This is a genomic window from Candidatus Nitrososphaera gargensis Ga9.2 (assembly GCF_000303155.1).
Lineage (GTDB): Archaea > Thermoproteota > Nitrososphaeria > Nitrososphaerales > Nitrososphaeraceae > Nitrososphaera > Nitrososphaera gargensis.
In genome coordinates this window covers 195,422-213,564 of sequence record NC_018719.1, presented here as the reverse complement: position 1 = coordinate 213,564, position 18,143 = coordinate 195,422, and the positions used below count along the sequence as shown (strand labels likewise).

General features: G+C 52.6%; 20 protein-coding genes and 3 pseudogenes. 8 read left to right on the top strand and 15 right to left on the bottom strand.

The genetic code is table 11. The features are described from left to right. Positions 1–13 precede the first annotated feature (13 nt). On the top strand, positions 14–1,849 hold the full coding sequence (locus NGAR_RS17005; RefSeq protein WP_015017799.1) for a CFI-box-CTERM domain-containing protein: 1,836 nt from the start codon (positions 14–16) through the stop codon (positions 1,847–1,849). Here NGAR_RS17005 and NGAR_RS01280 read toward each other — a convergent pair. Continuing rightward, a complete protein-coding gene (locus NGAR_RS01280) occupies positions 1,821–3,065 on the bottom strand; it encodes a cytidine/deoxycytidylate deaminase family protein (RefSeq protein WP_187147611.1) in 1,245 nt (414 codons plus the stop codon). The two genes, NGAR_RS17005 and NGAR_RS01280, sit on opposite strands and share 29 nt — an antisense overlap. A gap of 52 nt (positions 3,066–3,117) precedes the next feature. Then, entirely contained in the window at positions 3,118–4,167 is a 1,050-nt protein-coding gene (locus tag NGAR_RS01275) for a DUF1297 domain-containing protein (RefSeq protein WP_228369249.1), read from the bottom strand. Positions 4,168–4,241: 74 nt separating this feature from the next. Here NGAR_RS01275 and NGAR_RS01270 point away from each other — a divergent pair, with 74 nt between their 5' ends. From NGAR_RS01270 to gatB, 6 genes are all read left to right on the top strand, one after another. Then, positions 4,242–5,177, top strand: coding sequence for a DHHA1 domain-containing protein (locus tag NGAR_RS01270; protein ID WP_015017796.1), 936 nt, complete (start codon positions 4,242–4,244; stop codon positions 5,175–5,177). A gap of 79 nt (positions 5,178–5,256) precedes the next feature. Then, positions 5,257–5,649: a response regulator gene (locus NGAR_RS01265; RefSeq protein ID WP_015017795.1), complete on the top strand. Its 393-nt coding sequence runs from the start codon at positions 5,257–5,259 to the stop codon at positions 5,647–5,649. A 69-nt stretch (positions 5,650–5,718) separates the two neighbouring features. Beyond that, complete coding sequence (gene aspS / locus NGAR_RS01260; protein ID WP_015017794.1) at positions 5,719–7,050, top strand: aspartate--tRNA(Asn) ligase; 1,332 nt, start codon at positions 5,719–5,721, stop codon at positions 7,048–7,050. A 1-nt stretch (position 7,051) separates the two neighbouring features. After that, the gene (gene gatC / locus NGAR_RS01255) at positions 7,052–7,321 is read left to right on the top strand and encodes an Asp-tRNA(Asn)/Glu-tRNA(Gln) amidotransferase subunit GatC (protein WP_015017793.1); all 270 of its coding nucleotides are present in this window, start codon (positions 7,052–7,054) and stop codon (positions 7,319–7,321) included. Between the two features lie 9 nt (positions 7,322–7,330). Continuing rightward, complete coding sequence (gene gatA, locus NGAR_RS01250) at positions 7,331–8,779, top strand: Asp-tRNA(Asn)/Glu-tRNA(Gln) amidotransferase subunit GatA (protein ID WP_015017792.1); 1,449 nt, start codon at positions 7,331–7,333, stop codon at positions 8,777–8,779. A 1-nt stretch (position 8,780) separates the two neighbouring features. Then, the gene (gatB, locus tag NGAR_RS01245; RefSeq protein WP_015017791.1) at positions 8,781–10,226 is read left to right on the top strand and encodes an Asp-tRNA(Asn)/Glu-tRNA(Gln) amidotransferase subunit GatB; all 1,446 of its coding nucleotides are present in this window, start codon (positions 8,781–8,783) and stop codon (positions 10,224–10,226) included. Positions 10,227–10,283: 57 nt separating this feature from the next. Here gatB and NGAR_RS01240 read toward each other — a convergent pair whose 3' ends face one another. The 9 genes and pseudogenes from NGAR_RS01240 to NGAR_RS01190 form a co-directional block, all read right to left on the bottom strand. After that, on the bottom strand, positions 10,284–10,577 hold the full coding sequence (locus tag NGAR_RS01240; protein WP_015017790.1) for a GIY-YIG nuclease family protein: 294 nt from the start codon (positions 10,575–10,577) through the stop codon (positions 10,284–10,286). After that, positions 10,570–10,983, bottom strand: a pseudogene (msrB, locus tag NGAR_RS01235) (peptide-methionine (R)-S-oxide reductase MsrB). The gene NGAR_RS01240 and the pseudogene msrB overlap by 8 nt, the downstream one beginning before the upstream one ends. A gap of 17 nt (positions 10,984–11,000) precedes the next feature. Then, positions 11,001–11,620 (bottom strand): annotated as a pseudogene (locus NGAR_RS18205) (SPFH domain-containing protein). Between the two features lie 29 nt (positions 11,621–11,649). Next, positions 11,650–11,943 (bottom strand): hypothetical protein, encoded by a 294-nt coding sequence (locus tag NGAR_RS01220; RefSeq protein ID WP_148680793.1) that lies wholly within the window; start codon positions 11,941–11,943, stop codon positions 11,650–11,652. Positions 11,944–12,009: 66 nt separating this feature from the next. After that, positions 12,010–13,257 (bottom strand): ornithine cyclodeaminase, nickel-pincer nucleotide-dependent, encoded by a 1,248-nt coding sequence (locus tag NGAR_RS01215; RefSeq protein ID WP_015017784.1) that lies wholly within the window; start codon positions 13,255–13,257, stop codon positions 12,010–12,012. Between the two features lie 137 nt (positions 13,258–13,394). Continuing rightward, positions 13,395–13,706 carry a PQQ-dependent sugar dehydrogenase gene (locus NGAR_RS01210; RefSeq protein ID WP_187147610.1) on the bottom strand — a complete coding sequence of 104 codons (312 nt, stop codon included), beginning with the start codon at positions 13,704–13,706 and terminating at the stop codon, positions 13,395–13,397. A gap of 213 nt (positions 13,707–13,919) precedes the next feature. Continuing rightward, a pseudogene (locus NGAR_RS18625) lies at positions 13,920–14,281 on the bottom strand (PQQ-dependent sugar dehydrogenase); the annotation flags it as partial. Between the two features lie 160 nt (positions 14,282–14,441). Continuing rightward, a complete protein-coding gene (locus NGAR_RS18195; RefSeq protein ID WP_148680792.1) occupies positions 14,442–14,534 on the bottom strand; it encodes a PQQ-dependent sugar dehydrogenase in 93 nt (30 codons plus the stop codon). A gap of 28 nt (positions 14,535–14,562) precedes the next feature. Beyond that, positions 14,563–14,793 carry a hypothetical protein gene (locus tag NGAR_RS01190; RefSeq protein ID WP_148680791.1) on the bottom strand — a complete coding sequence of 77 codons (231 nt, stop codon included), beginning with the start codon at positions 14,791–14,793 and terminating at the stop codon, positions 14,563–14,565. A gap of 141 nt (positions 14,794–14,934) precedes the next feature. Here NGAR_RS01190 and NGAR_RS01185 point away from each other — a divergent pair, with 141 nt between their 5' ends. Then, the gene (locus NGAR_RS01185; protein WP_015017779.1) at positions 14,935–16,152 is read left to right on the top strand and encodes a hypothetical protein; all 1,218 of its coding nucleotides are present in this window, start codon (positions 14,935–14,937) and stop codon (positions 16,150–16,152) included. Between the two features lie 248 nt (positions 16,153–16,400). On the opposite strand, the gene NGAR_RS01180 is transcribed toward NGAR_RS01185, so the two are convergent. Genes NGAR_RS01180 through NGAR_RS17000 form a run of 4 tightly spaced genes read right to left on the bottom strand, consistent with a single transcriptional unit; the run spans position 16,401 to position 18,109 of the window. Continuing rightward, positions 16,401–17,006 carry an NADPH-dependent FMN reductase gene (locus tag NGAR_RS01180; protein WP_015017778.1) on the bottom strand — a complete coding sequence of 202 codons (606 nt, stop codon included), beginning with the start codon at positions 17,004–17,006 and terminating at the stop codon, positions 16,401–16,403. A gap of 52 nt (positions 17,007–17,058) precedes the next feature. Further along, positions 17,059–17,397, bottom strand: coding sequence for a hypothetical protein (locus tag NGAR_RS01175; protein ID WP_015017777.1), 339 nt, complete (start codon positions 17,395–17,397; stop codon positions 17,059–17,061). Beyond that, the gene (locus NGAR_RS01170; protein WP_015017776.1) at positions 17,397–17,960 is read right to left on the bottom strand and encodes an HD domain-containing protein; all 564 of its coding nucleotides are present in this window, start codon (positions 17,958–17,960) and stop codon (positions 17,397–17,399) included. The genes NGAR_RS01175 and NGAR_RS01170 overlap by 1 nt, the downstream gene beginning before the upstream one ends. Further along, on the bottom strand, positions 17,954–18,109 hold the full coding sequence (locus NGAR_RS17000) for a hypothetical protein (RefSeq protein ID WP_015017775.1): 156 nt from the start codon (positions 18,107–18,109) through the stop codon (positions 17,954–17,956). The genes NGAR_RS01170 and NGAR_RS17000 overlap by 7 nt, the downstream gene beginning before the upstream one ends. Positions 18,110–18,143 lie beyond the last annotated feature (34 nt).

Sequence of the window (18,143 nt, the reverse complement as noted above, 5' to 3'; positions counted from 1 at the left end):
CTCAGTATACAGCGTGAAGCGCTACCCTGCTTCGCTTGTGCTGCTATTGCTCTTGCTTGCTGCTATCGTTCCTTTCATCCCTTTTCCTGCATACGGTCACGGCCTTGGAACCGACAAGTCACTCCCGGCCACAATATCTGACAAGCAGGTTTCTGTTGAAGCGACGATAAATCCGAGTTTTATAGATCAGGTTGCTGGCACCAATCCAACATTTGTAATCAGGGCGCTTGACGATACCAAGCTTGATTCCACCATACCCGGCGTCGATTTTCACATCGTTGTAGAACTGCGGGACGAGATCGTCCTTGATCAGCACTTCAGGTCGTCCGATGGCGTCGTGGCGGCTAACCTGATCCCTGATGGCGAGATCGACGGCTGGGAAATAAACGGCAACAACAGCCCGTCCCCAACTGATCGGATCAAAGTGAGTAAGAGCAATCCTATCGAACTGAAGAGCAAGATCCTTTCAGCAGGCGGCCTTTACCACATTGCAGTAACCATCGAGAGCAGCAGTCCCGGCATTGCCGTGCAGTCTGACCGAAAATTCGATCTTTATGTCAGCGTCGGCAGGACGTACACATACGACGTGCAAGGCAACAACCAGATGGTTGTCAAGACCTACTATGACGATGTCAACAATTTCAACTATTCCAATGGCACGATCTCGTTTGAAATGCCGTTTACGTGGAATGAGGACTATGTCTCGCAGGTGCCGGTGCTCCACATGGAAGTCCAGTTCCCAAAAACGATCGAAGAGCTCAGGACTAACAGTTACCGCGGGACATTGAATGGTATGGAGCTTGAGGCACAAGCGGTTGTCATAGACGACTATAGCTCGGAACAGAACCGCATAGTCCACTTTGTGGTCAACAATGCAATGCTGACTCGCTTTGCGGAAAGAGTGGAGGACACTGATGTCGCTGCCTTTTCCCTCAAGCCAGCAGAGAAGCCAAAATTCCCGCTTGACATAATGTCGCTGCCGGGAGAAAAGTTCCTCTTCCAGCTTTCGTGGGGCCCGGACCTGATCGAAACTGGAACCCCTATAACGTTTGTCATGAACATTCAGGACCCGGCGACTGGCGAAGTCATCAGGGGATCGTCGTTTGATTTCGTTCTGACGCAGAACGGGCGAGAGATCCACAGGCAGCACCTAGCAGAGGACTTTGGGACATATGCGTACGACTATACGTTTTCAAATCCAGGGACGGTGACTCTGTCTGCAAGGAACATCAACGGTCAGCGCGAAAGCGCCAGCATAGACCTAGTCGTGCTTCAGGGAAGCAGCCCAACTCCACAGCCGCCACAACAGCCTTCCGGCTGCCTTATCGCAACTGCAGCGTTTGGCTCAGAGCTCACACCACAGGTACAATACTTGCGCAACTTCCGCGACCACTACATCCTGTCAACTGTGTCAGGGTCAGCTTTCATGAACACGTTCAACTCTATCTACTATTCTTTCAGCCCACAGGTTGCAGACTATGAGAGGGAGCAGCCATGGCTTCAGGCAACGGTAAAAGCAGGGCTATACCCGCTGTTTGGCATACTCATGGTGTCAGAGCGGGCATATTCTGCAGTTGAGGGTGAGGCCGGCGCGATTCTGGCCGGCGCAACTGCAAGCTCGCTCATCGGTGCCGTCTACTTGTGGCCGGCAGGCATGGCTGCAAAAAGAGTTGGCTACAAACCACTGGCTATCATTATAGGAGCGGCGACAACAGTTCTTGCGATTACGCTAGTTGCGTTGCCGGCGCTGCTGCCGTTGAGCACTGCTGTGTTTGTAGTGGCAGCCGCTGGGGTGTCTGCAATAGCAGTGACAAAAGCAATCAGGTACGTCCGCTCGCAAATAATGTAGCCTTGCTTGTGCAGAATTGCTGGAGTTGTACGTCTTTTACTTGATGGATGGCATCTTTTAGTCGCATAACGTCTGAATAAAGTGGAGGCAGGTTGTTCAGCATATTTTGCAGGTCGTCCTGCCCTTGTTGCGGAATGACGTACTGCATCTGCTCGCCTTTTGGCAATTTTCCCTCTATACACGAGCCAAAGCATCCTACCTCCATTAGGCTCTTTGGATCCCGCCCCGGCCCAAGCATGGTCACTGTCTTGCAATATTTCAGATGCGCGAGGTGCTTGCTGCCCTCAGCTCCTGCTTCAAGCAGCAGGCGATGATATTTGCGCACCAGCTCCAAGAAGGGCGCCCGTATGGGAGACGCATCTTCGGCACCGGCCTCTGAGAGGAGCACATTTCCAAAAGGATCTATCAGGCAGGCAGAATTAAAGACACCTGATTTTTCATGCGATTCTTTTGCCTTTTCCACTAGAATCTGTCCAAGGTTTATTCCGGGCTTGTCAAAATCAACGAGGTATCCATCAGAAAACACTTTTGAGTTGTACTTTTTCAGCAGCCTGAAAATGCGCGATGATCTGGCAAGGGTCTTGGGGTCTGTTAGTTTGTCTGGCGACTGCCCGTGGTGATTGTTAATTATTCCCTTGATCTTTTTCAAGCTGGAAGAAAAGGCGCGCACCGATCGCCGATCTAGCTTGCTGTCGATTTCGTCGCCTGAAAATATCGAATCAGGAGGCCCGTTGAACAGCCTGTTCCCGACCACTCCAAAAGCAGAAAACGTTTCTCTGGCCCTTTGCTCAAGGCCATCTGGCAGGGTTGAAAAATCTCCAACTCCCCTGCAGCTTGTACCCGTCTGGCTGTCTTGGGAGATATGGATTACGTTAAATCCACCGGCAAGGATAGCGCCAGAGCACATCATGCACGGATCCAGAGACGTGATTATAGTCGTCTTATTTGCAGGCGGAAGAAGCAAGTTTTTTGTTTTCTTCTCTCTCTTTTTTGAAAAGTACCAGTCTACCAGCTGTCTCTCAACATGTGCCGTCGGGTCGTGAACAGAGTTGCCCTGGATTACCGTGTTTCTAATTATTTTGTATATCTTACCGTCATTTCCTATCAAAAGCCCGCCTACGCCAAACGTGCCAGCGCTCTTTGCATTTTCAGCCTCTCTTACCGCAATCTCGGCATATTTGCACGCTGCTGCAAGTTTGCGGCTGTCTCTGAGCATAACATATACCGTTGCAAGATCAAACATTAAACATTTGTAGCACGCTTCTTTCTTAGGTCACTACTTTTCCAAGCTTGCCCTTCTTGCTTGCCATCTTGACTTCCCGCGCTATTCTTCTCCCCATGCTCATCGGGTCATCGTACAGCAGACCCGAATAAGGCGAGCCGTCAAGGTAGAGGTTCGTCCCTGCCACAATCCTTGCAGAGAATTCAAACGTGGTGAACTTGCCCTCGCTGTCATAGACGCCTTCAAGGCAGAACGGACCGGGCATCCCTGGAGGCACGAGTCTCTCTGCTGCGCGCACAAAGCTCTCGCCCATCTTGTAGACTTCGTCCAGCAATGACTCACGGAGCACGAGCGGGATGTTGCCAATCACATTGTACGAAGGCTCGACCCCGGCTCCAAGCTGCTGCTTTGCCGGAATCCTGCCGATGCCATCAATGTCCGATTCGTAGCGCCTGTCAATCCCGAGCAGTTCAAGCTCGCCGGTTACCGGCGAATAGAAATACTGCAGGTACACTGGAACGCCCCTGATAAATTCCTGAATGTAAAGATCGTTTTCGCTCCTGATCGCTTTCTGATCGATCAGCCGCCTTGCGCCTTCCTCAAAGCTCTCCCTGTTCCATGCAAGGTAGTATCCCCGGCCGCCGGCCGCGCCGTGCAGCTTCACGATGCAGAGGCCATTGAGGTCGTCCTTTGACTTGACCGCCCGCGGAGTTCGAAGGCCGGCTTCGTTCATCAGCTTTTCCTTGAGCTCCCTGTCGGCCTCCCACCTCAGTATCCACTTGTTGCCAAAGATGGGCGTGTCTATCTTTTCAATCTCATCGCTCCTCATCTGCGATATCAGGGTGCCGTGCGGTATCAGCACCGAATTTGCCTGCCTCAAGCGCTTGCGGCATTTGTCTTCAAGGATCTCCCTAAAGCTGTCGACTTCAATGATCTCGTCGATAAACCCAAAGCGCCGGTAGAGCCCAAGCCGCCGCTTCTCGCATATTAGCAGGGTATGAAAGCCCTCGTCCTTGGCCCCCTTTAGCACCTGAAGTGAGCAGTGAGAACCCAGCGTTGCTATCGTAACACGCTTGCCAACCTTCTTCCTAGCCAACGGCTGTTGGTTGTTAGCAGGGAGGTTAAAATCCTTCTCAATGGCATTTATAGCTGGCAGGGGAAGAGAGTGCCGTGCACGATAGGCTAGCTCACACGGCAGAGCACGCATTTATAGGCTCGCTCCAAAAGTTGCTTGGGCAGACGCTCAGGGTAAGGAAGGTGGAGCACAAAGGCTCAGGCAACACAGCGTTTATTGTGATCCCGCAGCTTGACCTTGACACCGTGCTCAAGGCAGAGTCTGAAGTAAATTTACTCATTACTGAAGGGCGCAAAGTGGTGGCGCGCACATTTCCGTCGCTTGAAAAGGCCAAGAAAAACATACCAAACCTGCGGGCAAACGAAGAAAGGATAGCGGCAGCCGGCGAAGTCAGGGTCGTAGAGATCGAAAATCATGACGTTGCAGCCTGCGCGATGGATCATGCCAGCAACCTGCAGGAATGCGACTTTTTTCTAGTCACACGGTTATCAAAAAGCGGAAGCGAATACGAAGTGGACTTTGCAGTGGGCCGGCAGGCCAAAGAGACCGCGGTGACACTGGCGGCCAAGCTAATGAGGGTGTGTAGCGAGCTTGGCGCCAATATCAACACCGTCGAGAACACTGCGAAGAAATTGAGATCAGAGAATGAAAGCAACGCCAGAAAATTGAAGGCACTTGGCCGGGAAAAACTATCAGGCATCAAGCCGGTCACAAACGACAGGGTGACACTGCTCAAAGGAGTGTTTGAAAATCTGGCTGACGACCAGCTTCAGGAATTTGCAGGAGACAAGATCGCCGATGCAAACAACAACACAGTAGTCCTTGTCGCAAATGTTGGAAGCGGCGAAATGGCAAATGTTGTTTTTGCGCGAAATGAAAAGATGAAGGGGATCGACTGCAACAAACTGTTCAAACAGTTCGCCGGCCCGGACGGCAGGGGAGGAGGCAAGCCCCACTTTGTCACAGGCGTGATCAAAAAAGAAGCGGTCAGCAGCGTGCTGGACAGAATAGTAAACGAGATCATGCGCTAGACTAGCAGATTGATTCCGATTATCATACCACAAATCTTAAAAGCCTGATAGACTGTTGCTCTTTTTAGCCAAAAAATTTATGACAATCCCGAAAAAGGTGATGATAATCGATGATGAGCCCGATGTTGTAGCAGCAATCCAAAATTCCTTGAAGAATAATGGGTACAAGGCGAACGGCTTTACGGATTCGAGGAAGGCTCTTGAAGAATTCCGAAACAACAGCCAAGAATACGCCTTGATAATTTCTGACATCAGGATGCCCGGCATGAGCGGGTTTGATCTCGCAAGGAGGGCCAAAGGCACAAGGCCGGACGTGCCGATCGTGCTCATGAGCGCGTTCGAGATCAACAAGCCCGAGTTCTCGTCACTCTTTCCTTCGATGTCAGTATCCGAGCTGGTCACAAAGCCTATGACAAAGGCACTGCTGCTTGCCATGGTTAGAAAGTACGTCGGCATCACAGAGTTGCACTGACATACATGCTCTGCTGGTAAGGTTAAATTAACCTCTTTTTAAGTACAAGCACTTACTCAATTGGGAGAAATGTTGCAAGAACAAGATCTTGGACACTGGCGGAGGACCCACTATTCCTCAGAGATAAGCCCCTCTATCGGAGATAGCGAAGTGGTTGTCATGGGCTGGGTCGCCAGCGTGAGGGATCACGGCAACATCCAGTTTATCATACTAAAGGACATGCACGGCGAAGTGCAGATCACCGCAAAAAAGGGCGAGTGCAGCGAACCGATCTTTGAAATGGCCAAGGAGGTCAAGGAGCACAGCTCGATCGGGGTGCGCGGCAAGGTGAGGCCACAGGAAAAGGCGCCAAACGGGGCAGAAGTGGTGCCATCGGAGATCAGGGCATTTTCGATAGCAAAAAAGGCTGCACCTTTTATGATGCAGGGCAAGACTTCGACGGTGGGCATTGACACTAGGCTTGACCTTCGCGCAGTAGATCTCCGCCGCAACTATCTTGGCGCGATATTTCGGATACGCCAGACAGTGCTCAACTCTGTCAGGGAGTTCCTTGCAAGGCAAAAGTTTATTGAAGTAAACACGCCGAAAATGATAGCGACTGCTACAGAGGGCGGGGCGGCGCTGTTCCCGATATTCTACTACGATAGGGAGGCGTTCCTCGCGCAGAGCCCGCAGCTCTACAAGGAGCAGCTGACAATGGCGTTTGAGAGCGTCTTTGAAGTTGGCCCCATTTTCAGAGCCGAGCCATCGCGCACAAACCGTCACCTGTCTGAGGCGATATCAATAGATGTCGAGCGCGCGTTCGTGGACTATAACGACGTGATGTCGCTCCTTGAGCGCATGATAGTAAACATCATCGAGACGATAAAGGAGAGGAACGCGGACGACCTGAAATTCTTGGAGAGCCAGCTGCCGGCTGTCGAGCTTCCCTTCCCAAAGTACACCTATTCCGATCTCATTGACAAGCTGCAGGAGGCCGGCGAGCGCATCCAGTGGGGCGATGACATCTCTCCTCAGGTGATGAAGAGCCTGCAGGACGACCGGCTCAACAGCTTTTACTTTATCATAGACTGGCCGACCTCGACCAAGCCATTCTACGTCAAGCCCGGCACGGCGGACGGCGGCAGAGTGTGCGAGTCATTCGACCTGATGTACGGCGCGCTTGAAATGTCGTCGGGCAGCACAAGAATCAACCGCAAGGACCAGCTGGTGGAGCGCATGAGCAAGCAGGGCCTGAAGCCTGACGCGTTCGACTATCATTTACGGGTGTTTGACTATGGCGTCCCGCCGCACGCCGGCTTTGGCCTCGGGCTTGAGAGGCTGATGATGGCGCTAACAAAAATTGAAAACATCCGCGACGCGACCCTTTACCCAAGAGACATAGACAGGCTGGCTCCATGATATGGTGACCAAAGAGGAAGTAAAGCACCTTGGCTGGCTTGCAAGGATCGAGCTGTCAGACGACGAGCTAGATCGATACACATCGCAGATCAAGGAGATAATCAAGTACCTGGACAAGCTGGACACAATACCGCTAGAGGAGGTCAAGCCGATCGTTTCCAGAAAGAAATTTGCGGATCTGCGGCGTGACGAGCCGGCAGATTTTGAAGGCGACACGCTTGGGACTAAATACAGAAAGGACGGCTTTGTGAAGGGGCCGAGGATGGTGTGACAAGAATTGGTGGTGGCCCTCTACACCCTTGATGCAGGGCAGGTTGCGGCAGGCGTCAAAAGCAGAGAGTTTTCAGCTGAGGAATACATCTATCAGCTTTTAGAAAGGATCGAAAAGGTAGAGCCCAAGGTAAACGCGTTTGTGACAGTCAACAACAAGGAAGCGATAGACCGGGCGAGAGCAATCGACAAAAAGGTAAGGGACGGAGAGCAGGCAGGAGCGCTTGCCGGCGTCGCGGTGAGCGTCAAGGACAACATTTGCACCAAAGGTATCAAGACCACATGCGCCTCAAGGATGCTTGAAGCATACGTGCCGCCGTATGACGCGACTGTGGTCAAGAGGCTGCAGGACGCCGGAGCCATAGTGATCGGCAAGGCCAACCTTGACGAGTTTGCAATGGGCTCGACTACAGAGTTTAGCAGGCATGGCACCACCAGAAACCCGTGGGACATTAGCAGGGTGCCAGGTGGGTCATCAGGCGGAAGCGCTGCAAGCGTGGCCGCGCTTGAATGCACGGTATCACTCGGTTCCGATACAGGAGGCTCGGTCAGGTGCCCGGCCAGCTTTTGCTCTGTAGTTGGGTTAAAGCCGACGTACGGGCTGATAAGCAGGTACGGGCTCGTGTCGTACGCAAACAGCCTAGAACAGATAGGGCCGCTTGGCAGGACGGTTTCAGATGCTGTTTCGGTGCTGAACGTGATCGCCGGCGCGGACGAAAACGACCATACCACGGCAGGCGGCAAGCCGACATATTCATTGCAGGAGAGAAAGAAAGGCCTGCGCGTCGGCCTTGTACAAGAGTTCATTGAAGGTGCAGACCCGGCAGTTGCAAAAGTGATCCACAAGGCGGCAGACACGCTGGTTGGGCAGGAGGGGTGCACGTGCGAACAGGCGTCGCTTGCGTCTGTGCAGTACGCCCTTGCGTCCTACTATACTATTGCAACGGCAGAGGCGAGCAGCAACTTGGCGCGCTATGACAACGTGCGCTACGGGTTTGACTTAAGCCCGGAAGGCTACGAGTGGAACAGCTACTTTGCTAAGGCGCGCAGCAACTTTGGCGAAGAGGTCAAGAGGAGGATAATTGTTGGGTCGTACGTTCTGTCGTCCGGTTACTATGGCAAGTACTACCTGAAAGCGCAGCAGGTGCGCTCGCTCCTCAAGCGCGAGCTCAAGGCGCTGTTCAAGAAATATGACGTCCTGATAGGACCGACGATGCCTATACTGCCGTTCAAGATAGGTGAAAAGATAGATGATCCGCTCAAGATGTATCTTGTTGACATTGACACTGTGGTGGCGAACCTGACAGGTATGCCGGCGATGTCGGTTCCTGCCGGCTTTGCCGACGGCCTGCCTGTGGGCTTGCAGATAATGGCAGACGAGTTTCAGGAACAGACGATGCTGGATGCGGCGTACCTGTTTGAGCAGGCTGCCAAGGTGCAGAGGAGCCCTGAGCTATAAGATGGAGACCAAGATTGGGCTTGAAATCCACTGCCAGCTGACAGGCGCCAAGAGCAAACTCTTCTGTCGGTGCAGCAGCGACTACCGCGGAAAGGCGCCAAACGCAAACACTTGCCCCACGTGCTCCGGGCTTCCAGGGACGCTGCCGCTACTGAACCAAAAAGCAGTCGAGTTTGCCGGCATGATATCGCTTGCGCTTGGCTGTAAAATCCCTGACGAAATCGCGTTCTACAGAAAGAACTACTTTTACCCCGACATGCCCAAGAACTTCCAGCTGACGCAGTACAACGCGTACGGCATAACAAGCATCGGCGTTGAAGGCAGGCTCGGATACGGCGACGGCAAGAGCGCAAGGATAAGGCGGGTGCAGCTTGAAGAAGACCCCGGCAGGCTCGTCTACGAGGGAGGCAGCATGGAGACAAGCGTCTATGCTTTGATAGACTACAACAGGGCCGGCGTCCCTCTGGTCGAGATAGTGACAGAGCCGGACTTTACCGACCCAAAGGATGTTAGGATGTTCCTTGATAAGATAACTTCGATAATAGAGCACCTTGGCGTGTGCGACACGAAACTGGAAGGCTCGGTTCGCTGCGACGCCAACGTTTCTGTGGGCGGTGGCAACAGGGTCGAGATCAAGAACGTCAGCTCGTTTGCCGATGTTGAAAAGGCGGTGCGGTACGAGATCACGAGGCAGAGGACTATGGCCTCGCGTGACATCGAAGTCAGGTCGGAGACGCGGCACTGGGATGACGCAAGGAAGGTGACAAAAGAGTCAAGGACAAAGGAGGAAGAGCAGGACTACCGCTACTTCCCCGAGCCGGACGTCCCGGCAGTGGTGCTTGGAAGCGAGTTTATCTCGTCCATCAGGCAGTCGATGCCAGAGCTGCCCGACACCCGCAAGGACCGCTTTGTGTCAAAATACGGCATCTCTTCCCACGTCGCGCAGGTGCTGATCGACAATAAAGAGCTGGCAGACTTTTTCGAGTCGGCGATCAAGATATACTCATCGCCAAAAGAGATTGCAAACTGGCTGGTCACCGACCTGATGAGCTTTGTTGACGAGCGGCAGAAGGAGGAGCAGCAGAGACGATCGCTTTTTGCCGGTCTAAAGATAGGGCCGGAGCACATCGCGGATCTGGCAAAGCTGGTCGACCAAGGCACAATAAACAGGGCGACTGCCAAGCAGATCTTGGCTCAGGTGGTCAGGACAGGCGAGATGCCCTCTCATGTAGCCAAAAAGACGCAGGCTGCCAAAATAGACGATGTTGGCGCGCTTGCGCAGGCGATCGAGTCTGTTTTCAAGTCAGAGCAGGCGGCAGTTCAGGACGCAAAGCGCAACCCCAATGCAGCCAACTTTTTGCTCGGCAAGGTCATGCAGGCGACAAAGGGCAGGGCTGACCCCAAGGCTGCCCTAGAGATGATACAGAAAAAACTACGGGAAGGCTAGCTATAGCCGTCACAACGACTGCTGCTTCATATGACCATGATCGTCCCGTCCCTATCATCAAGTGTTTTGCTCTTCCATGCAGGGCGGAAGCTTGCCGTGCTTGCCCACGTATTCCTTTACCTGTTGCTCCTTGACGCTTTCAAATGCAGGCGTCACAATATAGCGGAAGCGCTTGGCCTTGGCCGTGCAAGGGTCCGACAGCCGGCCCATCAGCTCCTGCCGTATGTTTGGGCTTGCTCCGATGTACAGTATCTTCATTCTTGCGTGCATCACGCAGACGCCGGGCGATTCAGGCACGGCCTCGACGTTTGCCTTGTCAAAGTCGAGCCACTGCGACCATTCATCACCCATTGGTCGTTGCACCCTTCTTTTTTGCCAGCAAAAGCGACAGGGCGTTAATGCAGTAGCGGGGGCAGGTAGGGTTGGACCCGTCGTCAAACATGTGACTGAGGTGCGCGCCGCACCTGCCGCGCATGACTTCGGTCCTTACCATGCCGTAGCTAGTGTCCACCTCTTCTTCCACGCTGCCTTCCTTGATAGGTGTCCAGAAGCTAGGCCAGCCTGTACCCGAGTCGAACTTCGTCAGAGCTGAACAGGCTGATGCCACAGTAGACGCACTTGTAGATGCCCTTGTCTTTGCAGTTGTTGTACTCGCCGGAGAACGGGGGTCGGTGCCCTTGTTCCAGCACACTTCGTACTGTTCTGGGGTCAGGTGCTTTTTGTAGTCTTTTGCCATATAGACTCTATACCTTTGCATTCCGCTTATTTTAGGCGTTACTCAGCAGTGTCAGCGGCGGCCGCTGCTGCATGCGGCTTTGTTGCAGCCTTTTTCGTGTTTTTCAGGTACGCCAGCGTCATCCTCAGATTTCCAAAGCCCATCGAATTGAGAGTCTCTGACGGGATCATGACTATGGTGTTGCCCTGCACCTTCATCGATTCGTACAGCATGTTGGACTGCCTGAGCACATAGGCCACATGGTTGTTTTCATACACCTTGGCCGCCTCTTCAAACTGCTTTGCAACCAAGACCTCCGATTCGCCGTACGTCACACTTGCGTTCTTTTCTCGCTCGGCCTGCGCCTGCATCTGCATGGCAGCTTCAAGCTCCTGCGGGATTATCACCTGCCGGATCTCGACGCTAGTAACTTCGATCCCCAGTTGCCTGCTTCGCCTGCGATCACGGACTTGATGTGTTGGTTCACTTCTTCCCTCCTTGACAGTATGTCCTGAAACACTGAAGACCCAATGTTGTTGCGGAGCGTCGTCTGCGAAACCTGCTGGATCATCTGGTTAAAGTTCTCCACGTTTAGCACAGCATTTCTGACGCGCTCTTCAATTATCCGATAGCGCGGTATGGCGTCTATCGTCACCGGCACGTTGTCCTTGGTGAGCATCTGCTCCGCCTTGAACTCCCTCACGTCCACTACAAGACGCTGTCCACAAACGGTATCCTTGTCTGGACGCCGGGCCCAACCTGCCTATGATATCTGCCAAGCCGCAGTATTATGACGCGTTCGTACTGTTTGATTATCATCAGAAAGGCCGATATTATTGTGGCCAGTCCGATGACAATTGCTGCGTATACTAGGGCTTCGCTTTCTATCGATAGACCAAACGCTACTCCTACTATCAGGATTAGCAATCCTGCTATGGCATGCGCCCCTGAACCCTTTTGGTTGACTATTCTTTTCGATATGCTGAAGAGAGACGATGACATTTTTCTCATCCTCAGGCACTATATAGTAAATGTAGAATAAAGGGTTTGATTACCAATTCTATATAGTCAGCTGTGCTTGTTGGCGATCTGCTTGAGGTGTTCCACTACAATGGGCAAGAACGCCCCAACGTCCGTCACTATGCCTATTGCCTGAGCTGTGCCCCTATCGATGAGCTTCGTGACCACCGGCTGGCTGATGTCCACTGCGACAACTTTGACCGAAGCGGGCAGCATGTTGCCTACCGCTATAGAATGGAGCATCGTAGAGAACATCAGCACCATCCTTGCTCCCTTTACTATCTCCTTGTACTTGCGCTGGGCCTCGACGACATCGGTGACCACATCTGGTAGCGGCCCGTCGTCCCTGATAGAGCCAGCAAGCACAAATGGGACGTTGTTCTTTATGCACTCATACATCACGCCGCTTTTCAGGATCTTTTTATCCACCATTGCCCTCAGGCCGCCGGCCTTGAAGACCTCGTTTATGGCCTCCATGTGGTTGCGGTGGCCCCTGATTGCAAGCGTGCCATCCTTGACGCGCATTCCAAGCGAAGTACCAAGCAGTGCATTCTCAACGTCATGCACCGCAAGCGCGTTGCCTGCGAGCAGTCCATCGATGTAGCCCATCCTGATAAGAGAAGCAAGCGCCTCTGCCGCGCCAGAGTGCACGAGTACTGGGCCAGACACCACCACTATCTTGCCGCCCTCTTTTTTCGTGCTGTAAATGTCGCTTGCCACTTTGCGCGCAATGTGCTGTGTAGGCCGCTCGCTAGAGCTTGCGCTGCTCATGAACTGGAAAATGTCAACTCCTTCCCGGGGACGCTCTAGCGGGATTATTTTTACCCCCCGCTCGCCTACTACTACCAGGTCGCCCTTGACAATGTCGCGCACCATCTTGCATTCGGCGGTCTTGCGTCGGGTGTCCACCACGATGCACTTGTCCATCATCATGTTCTGCACGTCGATCCACTGGCCACCGTAGTAGACCTGCGTGGCGTTGTTTGTAGTGCTGTAAAAGTCGTCAGGCATCACCATGTCTTTTGGAGCAGGCTCGAGCCTCACTTCCTGTACCGACACGGGCTGGGCGCCTTCGCGGAAGACCTGCTCAAGGATGCTCTCAAGGTGTGTCTTGCTCTTGCCCTTTACAAGCAGCCTTGCGTAGCTTGGGTCGCCCTTTTTCTTTCCGACAGTGAACTCGAGCACCTGAAAGTCGCCCTGCATGTCCATGATGCTGTCGAATATTCTCGTCAGTATCATAGAGTCGATTAGGTGCCCCTTTACCTCGATTTCCTGCTCGAACCTGTTGTCTGCCAAGACTGCTATGCTATGCTGGTATGCCTATTTCGGTATAAAAGCCATATCGATGCAACACTCTCGTTCTGGATGGTCGCGCGCCTAGTCGTCCCTTGCCACGTTGTTGTTATTATTGTTGCCCTCGTACCTGAACTCGATCAGTGAGCCTGGGTTCTGCTGGTCAGCGATCGGACCGCCGCCGTCCCCAATAGCCTGCACTGGCCCAGGCGAGTCAAAATGATCACATAGATCGACTTGCTGTCAGGGCTGAATGCTAGGTCTCGGTAGCGGTTCTCCGAGCGGAAGAGTTCCACAGGATCGCTTGCAAGCTCTGCGCCGCACTCGTCCAGCGCGAGGTGGAAGATCCTGCCGCCCTTTAGAGTAGGCATCAGGAAGGTGCCGTTCCAGTCCGGAATCACATCTGATGTATAGAGGCGCAGGCTTGACGGCGCGACGGTCGGCCAGCACACGTAGCCGCAGCCAGCGGGCTCGGAGAAGTTGTAGTCATTATCCACTGTATAGAATGTACGGATCGGCGGCACAAAGTCTGTGGCATTGAATTCGCTTTCGTTCATCACGGGCACGCTTGACGGGAAGGGCTGGAAATTGGTCCATCCCAGTTCTTCGCAGTTCTCTGTTCCAGACCAGTTGGCGTACTGGTATGCCTGCTCGTCATTGTAGCCGGCTACGCGCGGCCAGCCATAGTTCCCACCAGCTTCAATGCGGCTGAATCCATCGTCGGACTTGTCGCCGTGCTCAACGATGTAGAGATCGCCGTTTGGACCAGACGCTATGCCCTGATGGTTGCGGTGTCCGATGTAAAGATGTGGCTCCGGACACCGTTGATCTCAGGGTTGTCCTCAGGTATCGAGCTATCCGGGTTCATCCGCAACACCTTACCTTCGTATGCTCTCCAGTCTTCGGCTTCAATTTGTTCAGCCGTTGGGAGCTCTTGGGCTCGAATTGTCTCGCAATAGCGTGAGAATTGATTCTTGCCCTGATCGCCTATGGTATAGTACAGCTTGCCGTCAGGACCGAAAATCATGCGGCCTCCATTGTGATCGACGCTGCCGGAAAGTCCGGGATAAGATCTACAGGGTCGCCTATTGATTGCCCTTCTGGGTTGTATGTAAATCGCGTAATCTTTAGGCGGCGGTCAAGCTGTTCTTCTCCCTCGTCAGGATCTGCGTCATATGTATAAGCGACTAGATGTAGTTCGTGTTGTTAAAGTTTGGATCAAACGCCATGCCAAGCAGGCCATCCTGACTGCCGGACTGGTGGACGTCGGGCATCGGCATGACGTTGAGCCTCTCCCAGCTGTTCAGGTCAATGCGCGTAATGCTCTTTCCGACGCACTCTGATCCAGAGGACACTGTCAGGGCCATAGAGGATGTTGTGCGGCGCGCTAAGGTTCATTGCAAGCAGGCGCATAGAAAAGCCTTCCTCACCTGGCAGCTGCTGCGCCTCGCTACTACTATTATTATCTTGTACATCAGACGGTATGTCATCATTTTCATTAGCAGCAGAAGACGACATCGCATATGTTGTCTGTGCCAATGCTGGTTGTGAGCTGCCCAATATTGCGGCCAATAACAACAATCAGTACTTGGCAATAACGAGTTTGTGAGCAGCTTTTTAGTCGATTGTTGAAGGGCGTCCCTGGCAACAGCTAAAGCTGCCACCAGAGACGCATGGTTTGTGAGAACCCTGCCAATCCAGTGCGGTACATTTACCCAAGAACCTACCGACAAACATTTTTTGACACATGAGAGAGTACTTGGTAATGCAGTAAACGTACTGCTGCCAGTCTTCAGGCCAGCCGATTTCAGAAAAAGGCGGTATTCAGTAGTCGATATAGCAAATTCTGTGGTCTATGCCTGTACCGGTGGGACATCCATAACACAAGCCTGCTGTACTCTGGCCAGCACCCCGTCCAGGAGGGATGTCCAGTACCACGTGTCCAAGATTGACATTTCGTGGATTCAGTCGGCCGCCAACAGGCTGCTGCAGAAAAGGGTGGCGGAGACCCTGCACAATCGAGCTGTCGACATAGCCATCGACATGACAGACGTTCCCTACCACGGCGAGCCTGAGAATGAGGGGGATGTCAGACGCGGCAGGGCCAGGAGCGGCACGACCCACTTTTTCACGTACGCCAGCGCCTACGTGATGCTCCATGGAAGGAGGTTCACCTTGGCCACCAGGTACATCCGGGAGGGGGAAGCACTGGTTGGAGTAGTCAGGTACCTGCTTGCAGAGGTACAGAAGGCGAGCATCGTGATAAAATGCCTGTTCCTTGACAAGGGGTTCTTTACAGCAGCTGTAATGAGCTACCTCAATTCCATGCGTATCCCGTACATCATAGCCGCTTTTCCAAGAGGCAGGAAAGGCGGCACGTTATCCAGACTGACCCGGAAAAGAAGGGATAGTTTCGTCGTACCGGACTGCGAAATGACAGATTCTGCCACCGGCGAGAAATGCACATTCAGGCTGTATGCCGTTGCCAAATACCGGAAGAAAAGGTACAGGAAGAAACGCGGCGTCCAGTACATGTACTATGCCGCAGGCCTTGTCAATATCCCGGTAGGGCGGATGTTTGACGAGTACCGGAGGAGATTTGGCATAGAATCGTCATACAGGGCGATGGGAAAGAGCAGGGCCAGGACGTCATCCAGGAGTCCAGCACTGCGCTTCCTCTATGTTCTGGCATCGCTTGTTATACAGAATGAGTGGGTGTACATCAAGTGGCAGTACCTCAGCAAGGCGACGCGCGGAAGGTACGGGAGAAGATACGATGCAGAATTTACGTACTTTCATATGCTGCTTTTTCTGCGGCTGGGACTGGAGCAGAAATACGGCGCGGTGTACTCGGTACAGATCAAAAACAGCAGGTCAGTTATAATTGATGGTGGCTAATTGCCAGGTACTGACAATAGTAATCCAAACGTTATGATTACACTACCATTTAGTAACTTGGATTTTAACATTCGATGCAATAGTTCTCTATTCGTATCTACGCACTTGGGAATAGAATTACGAAATCTGGGCGCAGTATCATAATATGATGCAAGATCAGGAAAAGGAGCGTCATCATCAACATTCATTGAAAACGCAAGCGCAGCCTCTGCTTCTTCATTTCTTTTTCTTTGTGTGTTGTGTTGGAATCAGGAGGCTGCTATAGAATATTCTGGTCTTTTTGTTCGGAGAGGCTTTAGGGCACCGGCCCAAGCGATGACCTGATCCAGCATAGAGTTGACATAATCTTGTTGATATGCGGCAGGCTTGAACTTTGTAAAGTTCTCAAAATCAGTAAAGAGCGACAACGTGACTTGGGCGCGCACGTCTGCAATCTGGAGTTCTGCCATAACCAGACGCAACTGTTCTACCGCTCGCACGCCGCCGGCGCTGACGTAGCCGACAAACCCTGCCACTTTGTTGTTCCATTCCTTGTACAGAAAGTCTATTGCGTTCTTTAATGCACCTGGTATTCCATGGTTATATTCAGCCGTCACAAAGACAAAGGCGTCGAAAGAATCAACCTTTGCCGCCCACCTCTTGGTGTGTTCCTTGGTATACTGACCCTGTGAGGGCGGGATCGGTTCATCTAAGAGCGGCAAGTTGCAGTCCTTAATGTCAACATACTCGAACTCGGCATCGCTGCGCCTCTTTGCAATATCGTAGACCCATCTAGCTACTGCCTCGCCATTGCAGCCGGGGCGTATGCTCCCCAGAATGTAGCCACCTTTACTACCATGCGCTGCACTGACCATTCAAGTTAATAAGACTTGTATGATTTTTTCTTGGCGAATGCAGAGAGGACTACTAGATTGGTAGCGATAGCTTGCCGAAATATTCCTGCATGTTCTGTTCGGCCTTTATTTTCGCCACGATCTCGTTTTTCACGTCTTCAGAAAACCACTGAGCAATCGACTTTGCGATGCCGTTTCTATCGCAAAAGGCGATCATGTAGCCGGCGTCCTCCTTTACAACAGCATAGAGCGTTTCTTCCCCCACTGGCTCCCACTTGTTATCCTTGTTATCCTTCAGGGCAAGCGCGGGCATTGCGTGGCCAGCATAGCGCGTCAGCAGCTCCTGAGCTGCCCTGACACGCTTCTCACCCATCTTGAGAGCCATGAAATACTGCATTGCTACTACTACCATTATTTTTTAGCAGAAGCCGGCCTTAAAGAGTTTAGGATTTCGCTCACGATGTCGCCTTCGTCGCCGACAGCCGTTCTTGCAGACTCGAAGAAAGGCGCAAGCAGCCTGTCGGCGTAGCCCTGCTTTGCGTACTGGTTTGCCTGCAGTGCCATTTCCAGCTTGTCAATTCTGTGGACAAACCTTGCAACCTCGGTCTTGTTCTGAAGGTATTCAAGCCAGACCTGTTCGTATTCTGTTCTTACTTTTTCTGGCAGGCCTGACAGGATCGACTTCATTGCCCTTTTTTCTTTAGCCAGCTTTTGGTTTGCAGATACGTCGCCGGGCATGTAGTCGCCCACTATGGACTCAGCAAGATCGTGCAGGATCACCATCTTGACAACCCTGTGCGTGTCAAGGCCTAGCATGTCTGACAGAAGCATCGCCATCGCGCACATTGAAAATGTGTGGTCCGCGACCGACTCGGCATCTTTGACCTTGACCTTTGAGACCCAGCCGGCGCGCCTGACCGATTTTAATTGCAGGACGGAACGAAAAAAAGGAGACAGATCGTCGTCGCTTACCATTTCCTTGAGTCGCCTTCAAGCAGCCCAGAGCCGTGGTGAATCCTGTCAATGTGCTTTGAAAGCTCTTCGTTGTCTTTGAACTTGGATGCGCAATAAGGGCAGCTGACGCCACTACCGCTATCTTCTTTTTTGCTATTACTATTATTCATCTGACGCAAAGAGTGATGCTGCAGCTGACTTTTT